Source organism: Achromobacter mucicolens (assembly GCF_902859725.1).
GTDB lineage: Bacteria > Pseudomonadota > Gammaproteobacteria > Burkholderiales > Burkholderiaceae_B > Achromobacter > Achromobacter mucicolens.
Map to the genome: position 1 here is coordinate 1 of NZ_CADIJP010000015.1, position 23,486 is coordinate 23,486.

Annotated in this window: 19 protein-coding genes and 1 tRNA gene; 7 read left to right on the forward strand and 13 right to left on the reverse strand. The window is 66.8% G+C overall.

What is annotated here, in order from left to right:
- Window positions 1-422 precede the first annotated feature (422 nt).
- From HV786_RS18880 to HV786_RS18925, 10 genes are all read right to left on the reverse strand, one after another.
- Window positions 423-1,553, reverse strand: coding sequence for a M20 family metallopeptidase (locus HV786_RS18880; RefSeq protein WP_062839577.1), 1,131 nt, complete (start codon window positions 1,551-1,553; stop codon window positions 423-425).
- 33 nt (window positions 1,554-1,586) lie between these two features.
- Window positions 1,587-2,492, reverse strand: a complete 906-nt coding sequence (locus tag HV786_RS18885) for a hydrolase (RefSeq protein WP_056327601.1) — start codon at window positions 2,490-2,492, stop codon at window positions 1,587-1,589.
- Entirely contained in the window at window positions 2,492-3,502 is a 1,011-nt protein-coding gene (locus tag HV786_RS18890) for an ABC transporter ATP-binding protein (RefSeq protein WP_128827092.1), read from the reverse strand. The genes HV786_RS18885 and HV786_RS18890 overlap by 1 nt, the downstream gene beginning before the upstream one ends.
- Before the next feature lie 3 nt (window positions 3,503-3,505).
- On the reverse strand, window positions 3,506-4,483 hold the full coding sequence (locus HV786_RS18895) for an ABC transporter ATP-binding protein (RefSeq protein WP_056327599.1): 978 nt from the start codon (window positions 4,481-4,483) through the stop codon (window positions 3,506-3,508).
- Window positions 4,480-5,400, reverse strand: a complete 921-nt coding sequence (locus tag HV786_RS18900) for an ABC transporter permease (protein ID WP_063955397.1) — start codon at window positions 5,398-5,400, stop codon at window positions 4,480-4,482. The genes HV786_RS18895 and HV786_RS18900 overlap by 4 nt, the downstream gene beginning before the upstream one ends.
- A gap of 6 nt (window positions 5,401-5,406) precedes the next feature.
- On the reverse strand, window positions 5,407-6,384 hold the full coding sequence (locus HV786_RS18905; RefSeq protein ID WP_062839574.1) for an ABC transporter permease: 978 nt from the start codon (window positions 6,382-6,384) through the stop codon (window positions 5,407-5,409).
- Between the two features lie 101 nt (window positions 6,385-6,485).
- The gene (locus tag HV786_RS18910; RefSeq protein WP_175211544.1) at window positions 6,486-7,475 is read right to left on the reverse strand and encodes a M14 family metallopeptidase; all 990 of its coding nucleotides are present in this window, start codon (window positions 7,473-7,475) and stop codon (window positions 6,486-6,488) included.
- Window positions 7,476-7,610: 135 nt separating this feature from the next.
- The gene (locus tag HV786_RS18915) at window positions 7,611-9,224 is read right to left on the reverse strand and encodes an ABC transporter substrate-binding protein (protein ID WP_056327595.1); all 1,614 of its coding nucleotides are present in this window, start codon (window positions 9,222-9,224) and stop codon (window positions 7,611-7,613) included.
- 372 nt (window positions 9,225-9,596) lie between these two features.
- On the reverse strand, window positions 9,597-9,830 hold the full coding sequence (locus HV786_RS18920; protein ID WP_008161006.1) for a hypothetical protein: 234 nt from the start codon (window positions 9,828-9,830) through the stop codon (window positions 9,597-9,599).
- 121 nt (window positions 9,831-9,951) lie between these two features.
- Window positions 9,952-10,800 (reverse strand): NAD(P)H-hydrate dehydratase, encoded by an 849-nt coding sequence (locus HV786_RS18925; protein ID WP_128827089.1) that lies wholly within the window; start codon window positions 10,798-10,800, stop codon window positions 9,952-9,954.
- A 117-nt stretch (window positions 10,801-10,917) separates the two neighbouring features.
- Between HV786_RS18925 and HV786_RS18930 the strand changes: the two genes are divergently transcribed.
- Window positions 10,918-11,751, forward strand: a complete 834-nt coding sequence (locus tag HV786_RS18930) for an enoyl-CoA hydratase/isomerase family protein (RefSeq protein ID WP_056327593.1) — start codon at window positions 10,918-10,920, stop codon at window positions 11,749-11,751.
- Window position 11,752: 1 nt separating this feature from the next.
- Here HV786_RS18930 and HV786_RS18935 read toward each other — a convergent pair whose 3' ends face one another.
- Window positions 11,753-12,490, reverse strand: a complete 738-nt coding sequence (locus HV786_RS18935) for an enoyl-CoA hydratase-related protein (RefSeq protein ID WP_056327592.1) — start codon at window positions 12,488-12,490, stop codon at window positions 11,753-11,755.
- Window positions 12,487-13,458, reverse strand: a complete 972-nt coding sequence (locus HV786_RS18940) for an NAD(P)H-dependent flavin oxidoreductase (RefSeq protein ID WP_128827088.1) — start codon at window positions 13,456-13,458, stop codon at window positions 12,487-12,489. The genes HV786_RS18935 and HV786_RS18940 overlap by 4 nt, the downstream gene beginning before the upstream one ends.
- A 155-nt stretch (window positions 13,459-13,613) precedes the next feature.
- Here HV786_RS18940 and HV786_RS18945 point away from each other — a divergent pair, with 155 nt between their 5' ends.
- From HV786_RS18945 to HV786_RS18960, 4 genes are all read left to right on the forward strand, one after another.
- Window positions 13,614-14,237: a TetR/AcrR family transcriptional regulator gene (locus HV786_RS18945; protein ID WP_128827087.1), complete on the forward strand. Its 624-nt coding sequence runs from the start codon at window positions 13,614-13,616 to the stop codon at window positions 14,235-14,237.
- A gap of 52 nt (window positions 14,238-14,289) precedes the next feature.
- Window positions 14,290-15,438 (forward strand): acyl-CoA dehydrogenase family protein, encoded by a 1,149-nt coding sequence (locus HV786_RS18950; protein WP_128827086.1) that lies wholly within the window; start codon window positions 14,290-14,292, stop codon window positions 15,436-15,438.
- A gap of 177 nt (window positions 15,439-15,615) precedes the next feature.
- Window positions 15,616-16,845, forward strand: coding sequence for a CaiB/BaiF CoA transferase family protein (locus HV786_RS18955; RefSeq protein ID WP_056327589.1), 1,230 nt, complete (start codon window positions 15,616-15,618; stop codon window positions 16,843-16,845).
- An 89-nt stretch (window positions 16,846-16,934) separates the two neighbouring features.
- Window positions 16,935-18,458 (forward strand): 3-hydroxyacyl-CoA dehydrogenase, encoded by a 1,524-nt coding sequence (locus HV786_RS18960; protein ID WP_128827085.1) that lies wholly within the window; start codon window positions 16,935-16,937, stop codon window positions 18,456-18,458.
- 165 nt (window positions 18,459-18,623) lie between these two features.
- Here the strand turns inward: HV786_RS18960 and HV786_RS18965 are convergent, their stop codons facing one another.
- The gene (locus HV786_RS18965; protein ID WP_175211546.1) at window positions 18,624-19,523 is read right to left on the reverse strand and encodes a c-type cytochrome; all 900 of its coding nucleotides are present in this window, start codon (window positions 19,521-19,523) and stop codon (window positions 18,624-18,626) included.
- A 232-nt stretch (window positions 19,524-19,755) separates the two neighbouring features.
- Here HV786_RS18965 and HV786_RS18970 point away from each other — a divergent pair.
- Both HV786_RS18970 and HV786_RS27475 read left to right on the forward strand, forming a co-directional pair.
- Window positions 19,756-19,830, forward strand: a tRNA-Arg gene (locus HV786_RS18970).
- Between the two features lie 501 nt (window positions 19,831-20,331).
- Window positions 20,332-23,478 carry an autotransporter outer membrane beta-barrel domain-containing protein gene (locus HV786_RS27475; RefSeq protein WP_175211548.1) on the forward strand — a complete coding sequence of 1,049 codons (3,147 nt, stop codon included), beginning with the start codon at window positions 20,332-20,334 and terminating at the stop codon, window positions 23,476-23,478.
- The last annotated feature ends 8 nt before the right edge of the window (window positions 23,479-23,486 follow it).

Genomic DNA, 23,486 nt, shown 5'->3' on the forward strand with positions numbered 1-23,486 from the left:
CCGGCGGTTGCACTCTACGTTAGGGTATCTGGCTCCGGCCACCTATGAGGCCCGCCGGCCGCGAAAACAACCGACCTAAGTGTCCACTAAAACTTGACCACGACAGCCGCCCGGGGGCGGGCCCCGCAAGACGCTTCTCTTCCAAACGACTGCGTGCAAGAACGTTAAAAACCCGACTCGCCCCGCCGCCCGTAAAGATTCAACCGCAGAGCCCGGTGTGGCGTGGGCCTGGGGTGGGCGGGGCGTTTAGATGCGCCCGGCGGAAACCGAAGGGAGCCGAAGGCGGACGAGGTTGAGCACGGGGCAGTCCGGAGCGAAGGCTCCGGACCGCAATCGGAGCCCCGCCCGCCCCAGGCCCACGCCGCGCCGGGCGTCAAAAGAACTCAACTCACCGCGCAAACAAAAACCCGACAAACAAACCTTCAAGCCAAATCCCGCAGCAGCAATTCCCAAAACTTCAACCGCTGCTCCAACGTAGACACCAGCACATACTCGTTCAGCGTATGCGCCCCATCTCCATCCGCGCCGAGACCGTCCAGCGTCGGAATACCCATTGCCGACGTGAAGTTGGCGTCGCTGCCGCCACCCGTCATCGGCGCGTCTTCAAGCAGGAAGCCCGCGCGGTCCGCGAAACCTTGCACCAATGCCAGCAATGCAGCGGCTTCTTCCGTCTTGACCATCGGGGGCCGGTTCAGTTCGACGTCGATGTCCAGTTCAACGTCCGGGCCCACCGCGCACAGTTCGCGCATGCGGCGCAGCACGTCTTCGGCGGCGCCCATGTCGGGCACGCGGAAGTCGACGACGCAGCGGCACAGGGCTGGCACCGTGTTGGTGACCGTGCCGCCGGCGATCGTGCCCACGCTGACCGTGATGCCGCGGTCGTAGTCGGTCATGGCTTCCAGCGCCAGCACCTGGTGGGCCATTTCGCGGATCGCGCTGCGGCCCTTCTCATGCTGCATGCCTGCGTGGGCGGGACGGCCCTTGACGTTCAGGTTCAGCATGCCCGTGCCCTTGCGCGCCGTCACGCACTTGCCGCCGTTGGGGCGGGCGGGTTCGCAGACCAGCGCGTACTTCGCGTTCGCGGCGAAGCGCTCGATGTGCGGGCGCGAGGCGTGGCTGCCGGTTTCTTCGTCGGGAACCACCAGGAAGTCCACCGGCAGTTGCGTTGCGCCAGGGCGCGCCACGCCGGCCAGGGCCGTCAGCGCCAGGTAGATGCCCGCCTTCATGTCATAGCTGCCCGGGCCGTAGAGACGGTCGCCGTCGATGCGCACGGGGTTTTCCAGCAGCGTGCCCACCGGATGCACTGTGTCCATGTGCGCCAGGATCAGGATGCCCGGACGCGTGTCGCCGGGGGCGCGGTTGGTCGCGTACAGCAGCGGCCCCGTCGTGGGGCCCAGCGACGACAGCTCCACTGTCAGGCCGGCCGCGGCCGCGTAGTCGGCGATGATGCGCGCCATCGCGGCAATGCCTTCGGGGAAGTTCGACGGCGACTCGCATTGCAGCCAGCTCTGGATGCCGGCGACGATCTGTTCAGTGCTCTGGGTGTTGGACATGGCGATATCGGGTTTCAGCGATGGGAAAAGGGTTCAGGCGACCTGCTGGCCGGCCAGGCGGGCGAGTTCGGCGTCGTCGGGCATCTTGCCGTCGAACCAGAGGCTCGCGCAGACGGCCGACATCGCGCGGCCGTCGTGGCCGATGCCGGGCACCACCTGCAGCTTCCAGCCGAACGGCACGCCGCGGCGCTCGGCTTCCTTGCGGCCGAATTCGAAGTAGTTCTGCGCGCGCGCGAAGCGATGCGGGCCTTGGCGCATGGCGGCGGGTTCGGACGGCAGGTTCGGGTCGTTGGTCTCGATGTCCTTGTCGCCTGCCAGGATGGTCATCGGGTAGGCCAGCAGCTTGACCAGGTGGTCCTCGGTCAGACCCACGCCGTCCATGCCCTCGGGATAGGGATAGTCGAACGTCGGCAGCGTGTACCAGCCGGGATTGCCCGCCGTGACCGCCTTGAAGGGCGCATGCGGCTGGCTGCTCATCAGGCGGTGGACGAATTGGCCGCCCGCGCTGTGGCCAAACAGGTAGACGTTCTGCCCGTCGGTGATCTCGCCGGCAATCATGTCCCGGATGACGTTGCCCACCAGCGCATACGTCCAGCCATCGATGTGGCGCGGATTGCCGCCCGCGGAAAACACGCGGCCGTTGTTGTAGCTTTCAACGCCCGGCCAGATCTCGTTCGAGAACGTCAGCGCCACGATCAGCAGCTTGTGCTTGTCGGCGGCTTCGACCCAGAAGTCGCGGTATTCGTCGCCGTTGCGCAGCACGCCGTGCTGCACGATCACCACCGGGCGGTCCGGCGTGTAGCCGTAGGGGCGGTAGGTCTGCAGCTTGAATGGACGGTCGTAGTTGCGGTCCTCATCCACGTACAGGATGGCGTTGCGGCCCGCATGGCCCATTTCGATGGCGATGCGGTCCACATTGGACATGTCGGAAGGTTTCATCAGGCGCTCGCTTCGTTCAGGTGGCAGGCCGACCAGTGGCCCGCCGAGATTTCTTTCAGGGCCGGCGCGACTTCGCGGCAGCGCGGCATCGCGTGGGGACAACGGGGATTGAACGTGCAGCCGGAAGGCGGGTTCAGCGGCGACGGAATCTCGCCCTTGATCGGCGTGAACTTGCGGCCGCGGCGCGCCACGTCCGGCACTTCGGCCATCAACGCCTGCGTGTAGGGGTGATTGGCGCGGGCGAAGATCTCGGCCGACGTCGAGATCTCGACGATCTTGCCCAGGTACATGATCGCGACGCGGTCCGAGATGTGCTTGACCACGCCCAGATCGTGACTGATGAACAGGTACGTGAAACCGTGCTGCTCGCGCAGGTCCATGAACAGGTTGATCACCTGCGCCTGGATCGACACGTCCAAGGCGGCAACGGGCTCGTCGCAGACCAGGAACTTGGGCGCCACCATCAGCGCGCGGGCGATGCCGATGCGCTGGCGCTGGCCGCCCGAGATCTGATGCGGGAAGCGGTCGCGGTATTCCGTGGCAAGGCCCACTTCGGTCAGCGCCTGGTCGATGCGGCCGGGAATCTCGTTGGGAGGCGCCAGCTTGTGCACCTTCAGCGATTCGCCCAGGATCTGCCGCAGCCGCTGGCGCGGGTTCAGCGACGCCTGCGGGTCCTGGAAGATCATCTGCACGCCCAGCGTGTACGCCAGCTTGTCGGCGCCGCGCAGACGGTTTGCGTCCATGCCCTGGTACAGCAGCTCGCCTTCGGTCTGGCGGTGCAGGCCGGCCACGACGCGGCCCAGCGTGGACTTGCCGCAACCGGACTCGCCCACCAGGCCCACGACTTCGCCGCGCTTGATGGACAGGTCCACGCCGTTGACCGCGTACACGGTGCGGCGGTCGATGGGGCGGCCGGTCAGGGCGAGAATGCGTTGGGCCAGGTCAGGCCGCTGCTCGAAGCGCTTGTGGACGTTCTTGAGCTCGATGACGGGGGTATCGGCTTGGCTCATTGCTTACTGTGCCTCGCGGGCGATCGGCACGTAACAGCGATAGCTGCGCGAACCTTCGGTGGTGACGGAGGGGGCTTGCTCGGTGCAGCGCGTGACCGCGTGGGTGCAGCGCGGCCGGAACGCACAGCCCGCCGGACGGGCGGCAAGGCTGGGCGCCATGCCATTGATCTGATGCAGGCGCGCGCCCGGTTGCGTGGCGCCGGGCATCGAGTCCAACAGGCCGCGGGTGTAGGGGTGACGCGGCGCATCCAGCACCTGCTCGACCGGGCCGCTTTCGACGATGCGGCCGGCATACATCACGGCCACGCGGTCGGCCAGCTCGGCCACCACGCCCAGATCGTGGGTGATCCAGATCAGCGCCGTGTTGTGCTCGCGGCAGATCTGCTGCATGCGGTAGAGGATCTGGCCCTGGATGGTCACGTCCAGCGCCGTGGTGGGCTCGTCGCAGATGATGAGGTCGGGTTTGTTCAGCATCGCGATGGCAATCGCCACGCGCTGGCGCATGCCGCCCGAGAACTCGTGCGGGTAGCTCTTCAGGCGCTTTTCCGGCGAGGGGATGCCGACCATGGCCAGCGCCTCGCGGCAGCGCTCCTCGGCCTGGGCACGCGGCACGTCCTCGTGCGTCAGGATCGCCTCCATCATCTGCTCGCCGATGCGCAGCACCGGGTTCAGCGTCATCAGCGGGTCCTGGAAGATCATGGCGATGCGGTTGCCGCGCAACTGGCGCATCTGCTCTTCGGACAGCTTGCGCAGGTCCGTGCCCTTGAACTTCACCTCGCCGTCGACGACTTCGCCCGGCGGGTCGATAAGCCCCAGCAGCGAAAAGCCCGTCACGGACTTGCCGGAACCGGATTCGCCCACCAGGCCCACGATCTCGCCACGGCGCACGGTCAGGTCGACACCGTCGACCGCCAGCCACGCGCCGGCCTCGGTATGGAATGCAGTGCGCAGGCCGCGCACATCAAGAAGAATGTCGCTCATGCTCGACGCGGGTCCAGGGCTTCACGCAGGCGGTCGCCCACGATGTTGATGGAAAGGATCAGCACCAGGAGCGCAATGCCCGGGAACAGGCTGATCCAGTAGTCGCCCGACAGCAGGTACTGGAAGCCGTTGGAGATCAACAGGCCCAGCGACGGTTCGGTGATCGGCACGCCTACGCCCAGGAACGACAGCGTCGCTTCCAGCGCGATCGCGGTGGCGATCTGGATGGTGGCGAACACCATCACCGGCCCCAGGCAGTTGGGCAACAGGTGATACAGCATGATGCGCCAGGCCGGAAAGCCCAGGTTGGCGGCCGCCTCGACGTATTCCTTGCGGCGTTCCTGCAGGGCGCGGCTGCGCATGATGCGCGCGTAGTGTCCCCATTGCACAAGGACCAGCGCAAGAATCACCTTGTCGACCCCGCGGCCCAGCACCACCAGCAGCACCAGCGCCACCAGAATGGTCGGAAAGCCCAGGATGAAGTCGACGATGCGCATCAGCACGGTGTCGACCCAGCCGCCCACGTAGGCGGCAACCAGGCCGATCGCGCCGCCGATGGCGGTGGCCAGCACGACGGCGGACAGGCCCACCATCAGGCTGATGCGCAGGCCATACAGGATGGCGCTGAGCATGTCGCGGCCCTGGTCGTCGGTGCCCAGCCAGGCGATGCTGCCATCCATCAGCGCCTGGCGCGGCGCAAGCCGGCCGTCCATGAGCGACAGGTTGGCAAGATCGTAAGGGTTCTGCGGCGCGAAGAACGGCGCGAAGACCACCAGGATCACCAGGACGGCCAGCGCGATGACGGAGCCGCGCACTGTCGGGCGCGCGTGCAGTTTTTTCAGGATGGCGGCGCGCCGCGGCGTCTCGGCCAGGGGCTGGACGGTGCGGGTGCGGCCAGGATTCGGAGTATTAGCCATGGCGGATTATTGAGCGGGGGCCACGAGCTGCACGCGCGGGTCGAGCGCCGCGTACAGGATGTCCACAACCAGGTTGATGACGACGAAGATCAGCGTGACCAGCATCACGTAGGCAACGACCACGGGACGGTCGAGCTGGTAGACGCTGTCGATCAGCAGCTTGCCCATGCCGGGCCACGCGAACACGGTTTCGGTGATGGTGGAGTAGGCGATGAGCGTGCCGAATTCCATGCCGATCACCGTGACCACGGGGATCAGGATGTTGCGCAGGATGTGGCGGCGCACGATGCGGCCCGGCTTGACGCCCTTGGCGCGCGCGAATTTCACGTAGTCCTGGCTGCGGGCCTCGACGACGCCCGAGGCGGTCATGCGCAGCACCAGCGCGATGTTGGCCAGCGCCAGGTTGATCGCCGGCATGATCAGGTGCGACCAGCCGTCGGCGGTCAGGATGGACAGGCGCACGCCCAGCACGTCGACCGTGTCGCCGCGGCCAGTGGCGGGCAGCCATCCCAGCCAGACGGCGAACAGCAGGATCAGCATCATGCCCTGCCAGAAGTTCGGCAGCGAAAAGCCCAGCACCGACGAGGCCATGATGCCGCGGCCCACGTACTCGTCGCGGTACAGGCCTGCGACCAGGCCCAGCGGAATGCCGATCACACAGGTCAGCATGATCGCGACGAACACCAGTTCGAACGTGGCCGGAATGCGCTGAACGATCAGTTCGATCGCGGGAATGCCGTGCACGAAGGAGGTGCCCAGGTCGCCATGCAGCGCGCGCCACAGGAACCCGGTGTACTGCTGCCACACGGGCAGGTCCAGGCCCAGGCGGGCGATCATCGCCTCGCGCGCGGCTTGGCTGGCTTCGGGGCTGACCAGCAGCTCGATCGGGTCGCCCACGGCATACACCGCGAAGAAGACCACGACCGAAACGGCCAGCAGCACGAACAGACTCTGTATCAGTCTGCGTAGGATGAACAAGGCCACGTGATGATTTCCTTGGTGGGCTCGGGGTTGGGGAAAAGCCGGGGTTATCGGGCGGGCCTGGCGGACAGGGCCCGGATATTCAAGTCAGGCCAGCCTGCACGCTAGGTGATCGGCTGCGCCAGGCGCACGACGGTCACGCCGGGCCGCAGGTTGGCGGTGGACGGCATGATGAGCACGCAGTTGTCGTAGGGCGTGGTGACGGGCTCGCCTTCCGACCAGCCGATGACGGTGCCGGCGCGGGGCAGCGTTTCCAGCCCCTTCCAGGGCTCGGCGAAACGGAAGTCGGCGCTCTTGGCGGCGATGGCGTGCGTGACGCGCAGCGCGCGCTGCAGCGGCGCGCCGGGGGCGAACCAGGCGGCGGGGATGTCGCCTCGGTCGACCGTGCCGGCCTGCACCAGAAAGCGCGCCATCTGATCGGCGGCCACGCCGCGCGCCTCGGGGGCGCCGTGAAAGCCGCATTCGATCAAAAGGGACCGCGTGCCGTTGTCGCCGGCTTCGCCGAATCGGCCGAAATCGCGCATGCGCACGCCGGCGGCGTGGCCCGCGTCGGCAATGATGGTGGCGGGATTGCCCAGGGCGAGGGCCAGATCGATGTTGCGCTGTTCCAGGCCCGTCAGCTGCAGCGGCACGTCGGAATTGCTCATCGAGTGAAAGTCCAGCAGCCAGTCGGCCTGTTCCACCCACGGGCGCAGGGCCGCGGCGCGGCGGCGCTCCTGCGAGGTCGGTACGGAAAGCTTGTCGTCGCTCCAGACGCGGTTCATGTCTTCGTCCACGAAGCGCGCGGGGGCGTAGTTGCGAGCGTCGAACCGGTCGAACGCGGCCAGATTGCAGAACGCCAGCGTCAGCGTGCCGCGGCGCGGGCGCAGGCCGGCGGCAAGCAGGTCCTTCAGCGCCCAGGCGCCACAGAGCTCGTTGCCGTGGATCAGCGCGCTCAGCAGTACGCGCTTGCCGGGCGCGCCGGAATCGAAATGCCAGACGCCGGGCGTGTCGGTGTTGCCCACGCGCTCGGCCGACAGGTCCGGACAGGCCAGCAGGAAAGGACGCAGGGGAGACAGGGGCGCGGACGAAGACGTGGGCAAAGACGTGGGCATGGCAGTTCCGATGAAGCCAGACGATTGTATAGGGGATGAGGCGGGGGGCTGCGGGCCCGGGTGCGGCAACTGCGCCGCCCCAAGGCAAAACGGCTGCACGAGGCAGCCGTTTCTTCTTTACTCAGCCCTGCCTGCTCACTTCGCGTCGGGCTTGACCGACGTGGCCAGGGTGTACTGGTCGCGGCGGCCTTCGTACGAAATGCCCTTGCGGTACGCCCAGATGCTGCTCTCGAAGTGCAGCGGGATCAGCGGCACGTTGTCCAGGGCGATCTGGGTGGATTCCTGCAGCAGCTTTTCACGCTTGGCGGGATCGACCGTCACGATGGCCTGCTTGTAGACCTTGTCGAAGTCCGCATTCGAGAAGCCGCCGTAGTTGCTGGTGCCCAGGCTGACGGGCGAATCCAGCGTGGCTACCCACAGCTGGAACAGCGCCGAGGCCTCACCCGTTTCCGCCGGCCAGCCGCCCATCGAGAAGCTGAACTCGCGCTTGGCGCGCTTGGGGAAGTAGATGGAGGCGGTCATCGCGTCCACGTTGGTCTTGATGCCGACGCGCGACAGGTACTGGGCCACGGCCTGGGCAATCTGGCCGTCATTGACGTAACGGTCATTGGTGGACGACAGCGTCAGTTCAAAGCCGTTCGGATAGCCGGCTTCGGCCAGCAGCTTCTTGGCGCCTTCCGGGTCGTACTTGATTTCCGGGGCCTTGGGCAGCGCGCCGAACATGCCGTCGGGCATGTACTGGAAGGCGGGGGTGGCCATGCCGTCCATGATGCGGGCGGTGATGGTTTTGCGGTCGATGGCCATGTTGATGGCCTTACGCACGCGCAGGTCCTGCAGCGGGTTCTTGCCGTCGGCGCTCTTGACGAACGGGCTCGGGTTGCGGCCCACGTCCGGCTGGAAGAACACCAGGCGGGTGGACGGCGTGGCCACGAAGCCGAACTTCGGATTGTCCTTCAGGCGCGGCAGGTCACGCGCGGCCGGGTTTTCGATCATGTCGAAGTCGCCGGATAGAAGGCCGGTCAGGCGCGGGCCGGCCGACGGCACCGGCACGAACTTCACTTCCTTCCAGTGCGGCTTCTCGCCCCAGTAGTTTTCGTTGCGCACGAGCTCGATGCCGGTGCCCTTGACGTAGGACTTCAGCATGTAGGGGCCGGTGCCGATGGCGTCCTTGCCGTTGTTGAAGTCGACCACCGTGGGCCAGGCGCCCGTCACGCCGCAACCCTTCTTGGGGTCGTACGTGAGCTTGCCGTGCTCGACGATGCCGTTCCAGATGATCGGCAGCGAGCGGGCCAGTTCGGCCGGCATCAGGGGGAACGGTTCACCCGTCTTGATGATGACGGTGTGCGCGTCCGGCGTCTGGACGTCGGTGATGCGCTTGGTCATGTCCATGTAGGACTGCGACACGTTGGTTTCGTTGTTCAGCGTCCGGCAGATCGTGAACAGCACGTCTTCGGAGGTGAACGGCTTGCCGTTGGAGAACTTGACGTCGTCGCGCAGCTTGAATTCCCAGGTCAGGTCGTCCAGGTTCTTCCAGGAAGTCGCAAGCTGGGGAATCAGCTTCATGTCGGCGCTGCGGCCCACCAGCGAGTTGTAGACGTGCGCGGAGAACGCGTCGTTCTGCGTCATCTTGTGATAGTGGGGGTCCGCCGAGGTGGGTTCGGCCGACAGGCCGATCTTCAGCGTCTGGGCTTGGGCGGCTGCCAGGGGGATGGCGGCGGCCACAAGGGCCAGGGTAGTGCGCAACTTCATGGTGACAACTCCGGATGGGGAACGAACCGGATCGTGCGGGCGGCCTCGCGTGCCTGGGGACGACTGCGTCGGCCGGGGGCGTGCGGGGAAATTGTCGCCAGGGCACGACGGCAAGGGGCCGATTATCGGTAGGGGGTTCGCGCGCTGTCAATGCGCAGCGGCGATCGAGGCGCTAGGGAAAACGCCGAGAGGGGGGAGGTAAAGAGGGCGTCGCGGGGCCCTAGGGGCCGCCCGCGGCGCGATGGCGCCGGTGAGGGATCAGCGCCAATGCGTTGCGGCGGGCGCCGGGGCTTACCCGGCGGGCGCTGCAACGTCAGCGCGCCAGGCTGATTCGCGGGAGATCTGTCGCGAATCAGCCTGGCGCGGCTGTTATTACCACTGCGATCCGGAGAAGCGCGAGCTGGCGGCGCGAGCCTTGTTCATCGATTCGTTCACTTCGTCGATGAAGGCAAAGACGGCGGCAACAGCGGCTGCTACGGATTGGCCAGCCTTTTTCAGGCTGGTCAGCGGGTGAGAATTCGGTTGGTTTTCGAGAGCGCCGCGGAGCAGGTCACGCTCCAGCGCGTCGGTCAGGCGGGCAGTGTTGTTCAGGGTCAGTTCGCTCATGGTTTGGCTCCAGTCCGTTTCGTCATGGGGTAAACCATTATAGGGATAACCCTAGGCAAATAGCAATGTCATTTTAAGGGAAAACCCTAGTATGTTGTAAAAATGTTTGTGGGACATGGACTTAGCGCCCGTTACGCAGGGCGCGGGCCGCGTCCGCGAGCTCTCCGGCCGTCAGGCCGATGGGGCCGACACCCTGGGCAACCAGCGCGTCGGCGGCGGCGCCGTGCAGCCAGACAGCGCCTTGCACCGCCTGGTCCAACGGCAGTTTTTGGGCGATCAGGGAACCCAGCATTCCGGCCAATACGTCCCCAGTTCCGGCGGTGGCCAGGCCAGGGTTGCCGCTGGTGTTGACGTGGAGGGCGCCGTCGGGGGCGCATATGACGGTGCCGGCGCCCTTGAGGACGATCCAGGCCTGGAAGCGCTGCGCCAATTGGCGGGCGGCGGCGGGGCGATCGCGCTGGATCCCGGGCGTGCCGATGCCCAACAGGCGGGCGGCTTCGGCGGGGTGGGGGGTCAGCACGACGGGGCCGGCGCCCCAATTAGGGTGGATGTCGCCCCGGGCCAGCAGGTTCAGGCCGTCGGCGTCCAGCACCAGCGGGGCCTCGCGCCGCAGGACGAACAACTCCGACAACGCATTTGCGGCCAGTTGGCTCGTGCCGATTCCGCAGCCAGCGACCCAGGCGGTGACGCCCCAGTCTTCTTCCAGCAGCGAGCGGAAGTCGCGCAGCATCAGTTCGGGTTGCACGAGGTCGCAGGGCAAGGGAAGCGCGTCCTGGACAAAACCGACGAGCACCTTGCCGGCGCCGGTCTTCAAGGCGGCGCGGGCGGCAAGCAGCGCTGCGCCCGTCATCCCGGCGCCACCGCCCACCACCCCCACGGTGCCGAAGCTGCCCTTGTGCGTATCCTGCGCGCGGGGGGCGAACAGGGCAGGCAGGGCGGCGCGGTCGATCGGGATGGCGGGGGTGTTCATGGGGTGAGGCTCCGGGGGGAAATCGTGATGGCGGGTCGGGCGTATCCACTATAGTGCGCAAAAACGCGGCCGCCAGGGGCGGGGCGCGAACAACCAAGAGACGACCCGGAGCAGACAATGACCGACATTACGCTGGAACACTATTCGGCCTACGAATCCCTGAAGCTGCGCCGCCACCCCGGCGGCGTGCTGGAATTGATCATGGGGACCAAGGGCGGCGTGCCGGGCAAGTTGTCCACGGCCGACGACCGTATGCACCGCGAACTGGCCGACATCTGGCGCGACATCGACACCGATCCGGACACGCGGGTAGTGGTGATCCGCGGCGAAGGCAAGGGGTTCTCCGGCGGCGGCGACCTGGAGCTGGTGCAGCAGATGGCCGACGACTTCCACGTGCGCACCCGCGTCTGGCGCGAGGCGCGCGATCTGGTCTACAACATCATCAATTGCAGCAAGCCGATCGTGTCCGCCATGCACGGCGCGGCGGTGGGGGCGGGTCTGGTGGCCGGGCTGTTGGCCGACATCTCCATCGCGGCGCGCGACGCCCGCATCATCGACGGTCACACTCGCCTGGGGGTGACGGCGGGCGACCACGCCGCCATTGTCTGGCCGCTGCTATGCGGCATGGCCAAGGCCAAGTATTACCTGATGCTGTGCGAGACGGTGTCGGGCGAGGAAGCCGAGCGCATCGGTCTGGTGTCGCTCTGCGTGGACGAGGCCGAGCTGATCGGCAAGGCGTTCGAGGTGGCCAACAAGCTGGCGGCCGGGTCGCAGACGGCGATCCGCTGGACCAAGTATTCGCTGAACAACTGGCTGCGGATGGCGGGGCCGACCTTCGACACCTCGCTGGCGCTGGAATTCATGGGCTTTGGCGGCCCGGACGTGCGCGAGGGCATCAATTCCCTGCGCGAGCGCCGGGCGCCGAATTTCCGGCCCGATTCGCCGTTCTGACCTACTTCTTGAAGAACTTCGCGAATGCCGCCTGCGCTTCTTCGGTCTGCAGGCGCGCGCGAAACTGCTGGGCTTCGTAGTCCAGCGTCTCCTGGATGGCCTGCCGGTCCGCCCGCTTCATCATCGCCTTGGTGAGCCGTAGCGCGGCGGGCGGCTGGCGCGCCAGATCCGCGGCGGTGGCCTGGGCCTCGGCCAGCGCCTGGCCTTTGGGCGTGGCCGACGTGGCCAGCCCGGCCTGCACCGCGTCGTCGGCGGTGAAGGCCTTGCCCTGCATCAGCCATTGCGCTGCCCGGCGGCCGGCCAGGCGCGGCATCAGCAGGCTGGATGCGCCTTCCGGGCACAGGCCTAGGGCGACGAACGGCATGCGCAGGGTGGCGCCTTCGCCGATGTGGACAAAGTCGCAATGTTGCAGCAGCGTCACGCCGATGCCGATGGCGTAGCCCTCGACGGCGGCGATGACCGGTACGTCGGCCGTGGTCAGCGCGCGCAGGAAGGTCAGTCCCGCGCTGTCGCCCGCGCCGCGCTCGGCCTGGAAGTCGCGCAAGTCGTTACCCGCCGTGAAGTGATCGCCCGCGCCGGTCAGGATGACCGCGGACAGCGTCACGTCGGCGCTGGCCAGCGAAATCTGCTCCGTCAGCGCCGCGTAGGTGGCGGTGTCGAGCGCGTTGCGGCGGTCCTGCCGGTCGATCGTCAACGTCAGGACGGCGCCGTCGCGTTGGACCTTCAGGCCGGCGCTCATGCGTGCGGGGCCGCGGCCAGGCGGGCTTTCGCCTCGGCGTACTCGCGCCGCAGCGTGTCGACGATCTTGCGCGTCGGTTCGACGCTGGCGATGCCGCCCACGCCCTGGCCGGCGCCCCAGATGTCCTTCCAGGGCTTGACGCGCGTCGAGCCGAAATTGGACGCGCCGCTATCGGGCGCGGGCAGGTTGGCAGGGTCCAGGCCGGCGGCGGCAATGCTGGCCTTCAGGTAGTTGCCCGGGATGCCCGTGAAGAACGGCGTGTACAGGATGTCCGACGCGCTGGCCTCGACGATGGCGGCCTTGTAGCCGTCGCTGGCGTTGGCTTCTTCGCTGGCGATGAAGCGCGTGCCCATGTAGGCGAAATCCGCGCCCATGGCCTGCGCGGCGAGCACATGCGCGCCCGAGGTGATGGCGCCCGACAGGATCAGCGGACCGTCGTAAAAGCGGCGAACCTCGGAGATCAGCGCGAAGGGGCTCAGCGTGCCGGCGTGGCCGCCCGCGCCCGCGCACACCAGGATCAGGCCGTCCACTCCCGCTTCCAGCGCCTTTTCGGCGTGGCGGATGGTGGTGACGTCATGGAAAACCTTGCCGCCCCAATCGTGAACGCCCTTCACCAGGTCGCCCGGGGCGCGCAGGCTGGTGATGATGAGCGGCACGCGGTGGCTCGCGCATACGGCCAGGTCCGCCTCCAGCCGGTCGTTGGACTGGTGGATGATCTGGTTGACGGCAAACGGCGCGACGCGGTCGCCGGGGTGGGCTTCGCGGTGCGACGCCAGCCCCGCCTGGACTTCGTCGAGCCAGTCGGTCAAGAGCGTCTGCGGCCGCGCGTTCAGCGCGGGAAACGACCCCACGATGCCGCTCGTGCACTGGGCGATGACCAGCTTGGGGTTGGAGACGATGAACATCGGGGCGCTGATGACCGGCAGGGACATCTGGCCATACAAATCAGTCACGAGGGAATGGGGCATGGGGCGTCGTCTCGTTGTTGGTTTTGGAGTATATTAATTACCTACCGACCGTCCGGTAATTAATTAATCTTTATTTAACGGCATGCGCGGAAGGGCTGTCAATGGAGGTTCGCCAGAACCTTTTCGGCCCCGCGCGGCCCCTGTCAAAGGCCGACATGGCGCTTACCGCCCCACCCGTACAGAAACGCGCCCGCGCCGGCAGGCCGCCCACGCTGGCCGCCCCGCGCGAACGCATCCTGGAGGAAGCCGCCAAGCTGTTTGCCCGCAGCGGCTACGACGGCAGCTCCATTTCCGACCTGGCCGCCGCCATCGGCGTGTCCAAGGCGGCCATCTATCACTATTACCCCACCAAGCAGGACATCTACGACGCCATCATCCTTGAGGTGCTGGAAGGCCTGACGCAGACCGTCGGCCGCGATGTGGCCGGCGCCGTGGGCGGCGTGGCCCGCCTGCGCGCGTTCATGGTGGGGCATGCCCGTTATTTCGAGCAGCACCACGCCCAATTCGTGACCATGCTGATCGGCTACTCGGGCATGGCGCTGTCCGAACGCGAAGACGCCGCCCGCCTGCGAGACAGCTACGAAAAGCTGTTGCGCGACGTGATCGCGCAAGGCGTGGCCGACGGCGCGTTCCGCGCGCTGGACGTGGCGGCCACTGGCCGTGCCGTGCTGTCGATGCTGAACTGGATGGTGCGCTGGTACAAGCCCGGGCAGGGCGACAGCGCCGAATCCATCGCCGACGGCTATTTCGATCTGCTGGTGGGCGGCATGCGTCCCTGAACGCGCCGCCCTACCGACCCCCGACCTGCAATCGCTCTAAGAGACTTTCCTCATGGCCCTGGACACCGAAACCCTGAACCTGTTGATCGACGCCGTCCGCCGCTTCGTGCACGAACGGCTGATTCCCGCCGAGGACGAACTGGCCGCCAGCGGCGAAGTGCCGCCGGACATCGTCAACGAAATGCGTGACCTGGGCCTGTTCGGCCTGTCCATCTCGCCGGACTTCGACGGACTGGGCCTGACGATGGAAGAAGAGGTCCGCGTCGTGTTCGAACTGGGCCAGACTTCGCCCGCGTTCCGGTCGCTGGCCGGAACCAACATCGGCATCGGCTCGCAGGCCATCGTGCTGGCCGGCACCGACGAGCAGCGCGCCCGATACCTGCCCAAGCTGGCCAGCGGCGAGCTGATCGGATCGTTTGCCCTGACCGAGCCCGATGCGGGCTCCGACGCCATGTCGCTGCGCGTGTCCGCCGAGCGTGACGGCGACTTCTACGTGCTGAACGGCACCAAGCGCTACATCACCAATGCGCCCATCGCCGGCCTGTTTTCGGTCATGGCCCGTACGGCGCCCGAGCGCCGGGCCAACTCCATCTCGTGCTTCCTGGTCGAGGCCGGCACGCCGGGCCTCATCATCGGCAAGCCGGACAAGAAGATGGGCCAGGCCGGCGCGCTGACCAGCGACGTCGTGTTCGACAACTGCCGCGTGCCGGCCAGCGCCTTGCTTGGCGGCGAGGAAGGCAATGGCTTCCGGACCTCCATGCGCGTGCTGGACAAGGGGCGCCTGCACATATCCGCGTTGTGCGTGGGCATTGCCGACCGCCTGCTGCGCGACGCCGTGAAGTACGCCACCGAGCGCAAGCAGTTCGGCCAGCCCATCGCCGAATTCCAGCTCATCCAGGCGATGATCGCCGACAGCCAGGCAGAACTCTACGCGGCCCGCTGCATGGTGCTGGACGCCGCCCGCATGCGCGACCGCGGCGAGAACACCACCATGCAGGCCGCCTGCTGCAAGCTCTTCTCCACGGAAATGGTGGGCCGCGTGGCCGATCGCGCGGTCCAGATCCACGGCGGCGCGGGCTACATGTCCGAGTACGCGGTGGAGCGCTTCTACCGCGACGTGCGCCTGTTCCGCATCTTTGAAGGCACGTCGCAGATCCAGCAGCTGGTCATTGCGCGCGAGACCATCAAGGCCCATTCCTGATCTTTCCGCCGCCAGCGGTCCGGCCAACGCGTTCGAGAGGCTAATATCCAGTCTGACGAATGTTGATCGGAAGGCGGCCCCAGGCGGGCCGCCTTCTGGCATGACGGAATCCCAGTCCGCCTTGCGCCCCGGCGCGGGCGGGAAGTTCTCATTTCCCTTCTAGCGAAAAGATTACCGATGTCGCAACGTCCCGCTCCCCTAACCGGCATACGTGTGCTGGATCTGACCCGCGTGCTGGCGGGTCCCTGGTGCACCCAGAACCTCGCTGACCTTGGCGCAGAGGTCATCAAGATCGAACGTCCCGGCTCGGGCGACGACACGCGCGCCTGGGGCCCTCCTTACCTGAAGGACGAAGCGGGCCACGACACCACCGAGGCCGCGTATTACCTGTCGGCCAACCGCAACAAGATGTCGGTGGCGCTGGACATCGCCTCGCCGCGTGGCGCCGAACTCGTGCGCGAACTGGCCTTGCAGAGCGACATCCTGGTGGAAAACTTCAAGGTCGGCGGGCTTTCCAAATACGGCCTGGACTACGAGAGCCTGAAGGAGCTGAATCCGCGCCTGATCTACTGCTCGATCACGGGCTTCGGCCAGACTGGCCCCTACGCCAGCCGTCCGGGCTATGACTTCATGATCCAGGGCATGGGCGGCCTGATGAGCATCACCGGCGAGCGCGACGATCTGCCTGGCGGCGGTCCGCAGAAGGCAGGCGTGGCCGTGGCCGACCTGATGACCGGCATGTATTCCACCGTGGGCATCCTGGCGGCGCTGCACGAACGGGCCCGCAGCGGCCTGGGCCAACACATCGACATGGCGCTGCTGGACTGCCAGGTCGCCATGCTGGCCAACCAGAACCTGAACTTCATGACCTCCGGCGTGGCGCCGCGCCGCGCCGGCAACGCGCACCAGAACCTGGTGCCCTACCAGGTGTTCGCGGCCAGCGACGGCCACCTCATCGTGGCGGTGGGCAACGACAGCCAGTTCCGCAACTATTGCGGCGCCATCGGCCTGCCCGAGCTGTCGGCCGACCCGCGTTTTGCCACCAACCCGCAGCGCGTGAAAAACCGCGAGGAACTGGTGCCGCTGCTGGCCGAGCGCATGGCTACTGGCGAGCGCGACCACTGGCTCGCCGCGCTGGAGGGCGTGGGCGTGCCGGCCGGTCCCATCAACACGCTGGACCAGGTCTACGAAGACCCGCACGTGCTGGCCCGCAACATGAAACGCGAGCTGCCCCATCCGGCCGCAGGCACCGTGCCCGTGGCGGCCAGCCCGTTGAAGTTCTCGGGCAGCCCGGTCGAGTACCGCCGCGCCCCGCCCATGCTGGGCGAGCACACCGAGCAGGTCCTGTCCGAAAAGCTGGGACTGTCGGCCGAAGAAATCCAGGCGCTGGCCCAGAGCCGCGCCTGACGCGCGCGAGAAGGCGGCCTGGCCGCCTTTTGCGCATGCCGCGCCGCGCCAGGCGCACGATCCATTCCAATACAGGCAGGAGATAGTTGATGACGGACATTCAAACCATCGGCGTCGTGGGCGCCGGGGCCATGGGGCGCGGCATCGCGCAGATCGCGGCGCAGGCCGGCTTGCGTGTGCGCCTGTACGACACCAGCGCGGACGCCATCGCGGCCGCGCGTGAGTCCTTGCGCCAGACCTGGGAGAAGCTGGCCCAGAAGGGCAAGCTGACCGCCGCCGACGCGCAAGCCGCACTCGAACGCGTCGAATCGGCCACCGCGCTGACCGACATGGCGAACTGCCAGCTCGTGGTCGAGGCCATCGTCGAGCGCCTGGACGTCAAGCGCGATCTGTTCGCGGCACTGGAAGGCGTGGTGTCCGACGACTGCATCCTGGCGTCCAACACCTCGTCGCTGTCCATCACGGCGATTGCGGCCGCCTGCAAGCGGCCGCAGCGCGTGGCGGGCTATCACTTCTTCAATCCGGTCGCCCTGATGAAGGTGGTCGAGGTCATCGACGGCTTGCGTAGCGCGCCGGAAGTCGGCGACGCCCTGGCCGACCTGGCCCGCCGCATGGGGCACACCCCCGTGCGCGCCAAGGACATGCCCGGCTTCATCGTCAACCATGCTGGCCGCGGCATGAATACCGAAGGCCTGCGTGTGGCGCAGGAGGCGGTGGCCACCTTTGCCCAGGTCGATGCGGTCATGCGCGAGCAGGCGGGTTTTCGCATGGGCCCGTTCGAGCTGCTGGACCTGACCGCGCTTGACGTCTCGCATCCGGTGATGGAATCCATCTACCGCCAGTTCTTCGACGAGCCGCGCTTCCGCCCGTCGCCCATCACGACGGTGCGCCTGGCCGGTGGCCTGATCGGCCGCAAGGCCGGCGAGGGCTTCTACGTCTACGCCGACGGCCAGAAGCAGGTGCCGGCCGAAGCGGCCGCGCCCGCGCTGCCCGAGGGCCTGAAGGTCTGGGTCAGCCCCAAGCATGGCGAAGGCTACGCCCGCGCGTCCGCGCTGGTGGAAAAGCTGGGCGGCACGCTGGTCACGGGATCCACGCCCGACGCCGATGCGCTGATTCTGGTCACGCCCTTCGGTGAAGACGTGTCCACCACCGTCTCCGCGCAAGGCCTGAACGCGGGCCGCACCGTCGGCCTGGACACGCTGTATGCGTTCGACGGCGCCAAGCGCCGCACGATCATGGTGTCGCCGGCCACCGAAGCCAAGTGGCGCGACGCCGCGCATGCGCTGCTGGCTGCGGACGGCGTGCCCGTCACGGTGATCGAGGATTCGCCGGGCTTTATCGCACAGCGCATCGTGGCGCACATCGTGAACATCGCCTGCGACATCGCGCAGCAAAAGATCGCCACGCCGGAAGACATCGACCTGGCCGTGACGCTGGGCCTGGGCTATCCCGTGGGCCCGCTGGCCCTGGGCGACAAGCTGGGCGCCGACCGCATCCTGGAAATCTTGAAGAGCATGCAGCGCGTCACGGGCGACACCCGTTACCGGCCGAGCCTGTGGTTGCAACGCCGCGTGCAGCTGGGCATGTCGCTGCTGAAGTCGACGGCAGACTGATCGCTGCGCGGCAAGGTGTCTGACACCCAGGCGAGATGGTCGTCAATGTGCGGCGGTGTCTCAACGGGTGTCAGACACCTTTTCAACGTATGAAGACGTTGCGGCCATGAAAAAAGCCCCTTGATGATTCAAGGGGCTTTTTGTTGCCTGGCTTGCCGGCGGGTATTACTTGGCGGCGTCGACCATGTATTGAACGGCGGCGCGGATGTCTTCTTCGGAGGCGTTGGCGGCCCCGCCCTTGGGAGGCATTGCGCCCTTGCCCGTCATGGCGACCTTCACCATGGCGTCCATGCCGGTCTTGATGTAGGGCTCCCAGGCGGCCTTGTCGCCGAACTTGGGCGCATTGGCGACGCCCGTGGCGTGGCACGCGAAACAGGCCGTCTTGTAGAGCTTTTCGCCGGCCGGATTGACGGCGGCAGCCTGTTGGGCGGGGGCCGGGGCAGCAGGTGCGGCAGCGGCAGGTGCTGCGGCTGCCGGCGCTGCGGCTGCCGGTGCAGCGGCTTGGGCGGCGGGCGCGGCTGCGGCCTCGCCTTCCTTCTTGGCGCCTTCTTCAGCGGGGGCTGCGGGTTCTTCCAGCGAGGCGCCGGACTTGTTGGCCATGTACACCACGGCGCGCGCGACTTCGTAGTCGGACAGGGCCGGGTTGCCGCCCTTGGCGGGCATGCCGCCCTTGCCGTGCAGCGCGACCTTCAGCATCTCGTCGTAGCCTGCCTTGATGAACGGCGCCCACGCGGCGTTGTCGCCCATCTTGGGAGCGCCCGCCACGCCAGCGGTGTGACAGGCCGTACAGACAGCAGCAAAGACCTGCTCGCCGGTCTTGAAGACCTTGGGCGCGTTGGCATCAACCAGTTCGAAACCTGCCACGGGGGCGATCCGCCGGGCGACCGCTTCGCCGGACAGGGCGTCCGACCCGGCGCCGGTCTTGGTGCCTGTGACCACCATGTTCACCAGAAGGATGATGATGGCGATGGGAACCACGAAAGCCAGGACGACCGTGACGATCAGTTGCTTCGGGGTCTTGATGGGGGAGGAGTGCTCTTCTATGTGTTCCTGCTCGTTGCTCATGACCAAATCCTGCTAACGGGTACCGGGGGCGCCTTGGCGGCGGCAACAGAAAATCAGTACTGCACAAGTCGGCGGCAACCCATGCCCGCCTGCAAGCAAACGCTGGATTATATAACGGTGTCAGGGACGATCGTCCAATGTGTCAGGACGGGTTTTCGATGAGTTTGCCGGAAGATTTGATCCAGTTCATGCAGATCGCGCAAAACTGGGTACAATACCGCCTCCTTGCGCTGCGCCCGTAGTTCAATGGATAGAATGAGAGTTTCCGAAGCTCTTGATACAGGTTCGATTCCTGTCGGGCGCGCCAATCCAGACAAGCTGTGCGTTTTCCAGGCCCCTCAAAGGGGCCTTTTGTTTTTGCGCCGTTCGGTTATGTGCATTCTGATGTGCATTCGGTGATGAGCATGCGGTTATGTGCATTCGGCCATGTGCATCCGTTTACGCACCTTCTTTATGCCTAAGCGCCCTTGCCCGCGACCAGTCCTGCGCCGACATTCACCTGTCCGGATGGTTGGCACGGTACCCATTCGAACGCAATGGCGATCTGTCGGATTTCATGCGTCCGTTGATGTTTGAGAAAGCGGTCGCACCGTCGGAGTAATAGTGCTCTGGGTGAATCCGCCGCGTCTGAACACAATCGATCACACAGACGAAGCGGGCTCCAACTATCTGCGGCCCGGCACCGTCGTTCAACGTGAACAAACGGATATTCACGCGCAAGCGGTCAATGGCGCGCGCAGCGTCACCTGCCCTCCAGGCGAAACGGAAATAAGCCGCGCGTGAATCCGACACCCAGGATGATCGATCGATGGACGTGGATTCCCGCGCGGCGCTGCAACGTGCCGAGTCAACGCTGTTTCTCAAGGCCCGAATAACCGCGTACAGGCTCTGCTTTGGCCTGCTGCTGCTTTCCGTCGACGTGTCGCACCCTGCCGTTGCCGCTGGCGGGATCGTTGGCGTGTCGGGGGCTGGCGGCCAGGGAGGCGCATCCAATGGAGGGCGCGGCGGCGACGGTGGACATGGCCAGGCCGCCTTGGACCTCACGACGTCGTACACCACGGCCGGCGACGTCGAAGGCGGGGCCGGCGGTGGCGGTGGGGGTGGCGGAGGTGGCGGGCACGGCAATTCCATGGGCGGCGCTGGCGGCGCCGGCGGGAACGGCGGGGTCGGCATCGTCATCTCAGGCGACGCGGTGGTGTTGCACAACGACGGCTGGTCGATCCGCGGCGGCAAGGGCGGTGGCGGCGGCGGCGGGGGCGGCTCCACCTTCCACCTCTCCGTGGAGGCCGACGGTGGCCGCGGTGGCGACGGCTCGACGGGCGCAGGCGGCGCCGCCGGCGGGGGCGGGGGAGGCGGGGCGTATATCCGGACGGGCTTCGGAGGAGACGGCGGCCACGGCGGAGAAGATGGCCTTGTGGGGGGCGGTGGGCCCATCGGTGTCTCCTGGGCGGGCGGCGGTGGCGGTGGCGGCGGTTCATCCGTCAACGGTGGGGCTGCAGGTCAGGACGTGTGGCCGGTGCTGAGTGAGGGCGTGGGCGGACCGGGTGGTATTGCCGGCGGGGCGTCCGGCGTCAACGGAGATGATGCCAAGCCGTACGAAGGGTTTGCGCCCGGCGGCGGGGGCGGAGGTGCGCCGGGCGGCGCGGGTGGCGACGGCGGTCAGTACACGCGCTTCGATACGAACGGCGGCGGTGGCGCCGGCAGCAGCAATCACGCCGTCTACGTCACGGGAGCCAATTCCGTCATCATCAACTCGGGCGCCATCATGCCGGGGCCGGTCAACCGGGACACCGCCATCAAGTATGCAGGGTCCGCCAGCAACGCGACCCTGATGCTCCGTGAGGGCAGCGTGATTCAAGGCCTCGTCGACGCCACCGAATCGGCCGGCAGGAACACGCTGGTCCTGGATGGCGGGGCCGCGCTGGCCTTTGACGTCGGCCAGATCGGCGATGGCGCGCAGGGTCAGTATCTGGGTTTCAACGCATTCGAGAAGACGTCTGACGGCATGTGGGCGCTGACGGGGTCGCCCGCCATGGCGCTCACGCCCTGGACGCTTCGCGGCGGATGGCTTGCGATCACGGATGACGCCGCGCTGGGGGACTTGGCTGGCGGCCTCGTCTTCGACGGCGGCGGATTGCAACTGAACGCCAGCATGTCGTCGCAGCGCGATTTCCAGTTGCGCGGCGATGGCGCGGTCCACACGGCCGCCGGCACGGTGTCCGTGATGCAGGGCACGATCAGCGGCGCGGGCAGCCTCACCAAGACAGGAGCCGGCACATGGATCATCTTGGGTAGCAATACCGAAACGGCCAACGCCACGGCGGCGGGGCCGCTCACCCATACCGGCGTTACGCGCGTCGACGAAGGCACGCTGGTCATCCATGGCACTGCGCTGGGTCAGGCCGGTCACGCGGCCGCCAGTGTCGCCGGCGCCAGCAGTGCGACATTGAGCCTTGCGAACGGCGCCAGGCTCGACGGCCAGATGGACGGGCCGAACCTCGTCATCGATGCGACGAGCCGATGGAACGTTCTGGCCGATGCCACGCCTGCCGCGCAGGGCAACAACCTCAGCAGGGTCAACGAACTTCAGCTTGCAGGCAGCATCGCCTTTTCGCCGCCCTCCGATGCGGCTAACAATCATGCCGGCCGCACGCTCACCGCCAACAACCTGGTGGGCGCCGGCGGCGAGGTGCAGCTGCACGTGAACCCGACCGGCGCCGCGGATCACCTGACGCTGACCCAGGGCGCCACGGGATTGACCTACCTGAATATCATCACGCCTGGCGGATTCGGCGATCCGTTGGCCGGCGACGGGTGGCTGGTGGTCAAGGCCGGCGCCAGCACCGACCAGGCGTTTCAACAAACCCCCGAACAACCCACGCAGGTGGGCGCGTTCAATTACGGCCTGGTGCAAGGCGCGAGAAGCGGCGCAGCGGATCTGGCCAACAACTGGTATTTGTTCAGCGATATCCGCCCCGAGGTGTCCATCTACTCGCAGTTGGGCAATCAGGCCTTGCGGCAGTCCGAGGTGGCGGTAGGGTCGTTCAACGAACGAATGGGATCCACCGAAACGCTGGCGCGAACGGTCTACCCCTATGCCTGGGCACGGTCGCTAGGCGTCCTGGAGCGCCGGAAGGGCGCGCCCCTGGGGATCCGGCAAGCTAACGTCGCCGTGGATTCGCGGGTGGGCGGGCTGCAGGTGGGAACGGATTTGTTCGTGGCCAGCAAAGGCGTTGGCCGCCAGAGCGTGGGCGTGTTTGCAACGGCAATGATTTCCCGTAACGACGTGGCGCACTATCAGGCATCCACGCGATCGACGGCGGATGCCGGCCGCAGCGATCAGACGATGCATGGCCTGGGCGCTTATTACACGCTGATGGACGGCAAGGGCGGTTACGCCGATTTCGTCGCACAGGTCAGCCGGTACGGCGTGAAGACGCAATCGCGCGGTGCGCTGGGCACGTCCCTGCAGACATCCGGATGGGGCGCCGCGGTCTCCGCCGAAGCCGGAAAGGCCTTCGATGTTCGCGATGGCAGCGGTCTGCGCGTTGAACCGCAAGCCCAGGTGATGGTCCAGCACGTCAAGTTGCGCGATGCTGAAGACAGCGTGGGCCGCGTTGCACTGCCGGGACTGCACGCGCTGCATTCGCGTGTGAGTCTGAAGCTATCGAAAGTCTGGGGCGAGCAGCCCCAGACGCAAAGCCACGGCTGGCTGATGCTGAGCTATCTGCACACGCGGGGAAAGTCCTCCAGTTCGTATCCCTCCGCGACGCAGGGCGACATCGCATTCGACAACGATCTGGATGGATCGCGCGTCGGCCTGGCGGCGGGCTATGACCGGCGCGCGGGCAGGAACACCTTCGTCAATGTGCAGGTGCATGCCGAACAGGGCCTGGGCAGCACGTCAGGGTTGCGGGCTGTGGCCGGCTCGGTGGGGGTGAAGTATCTGTTCTAGCGACCTTG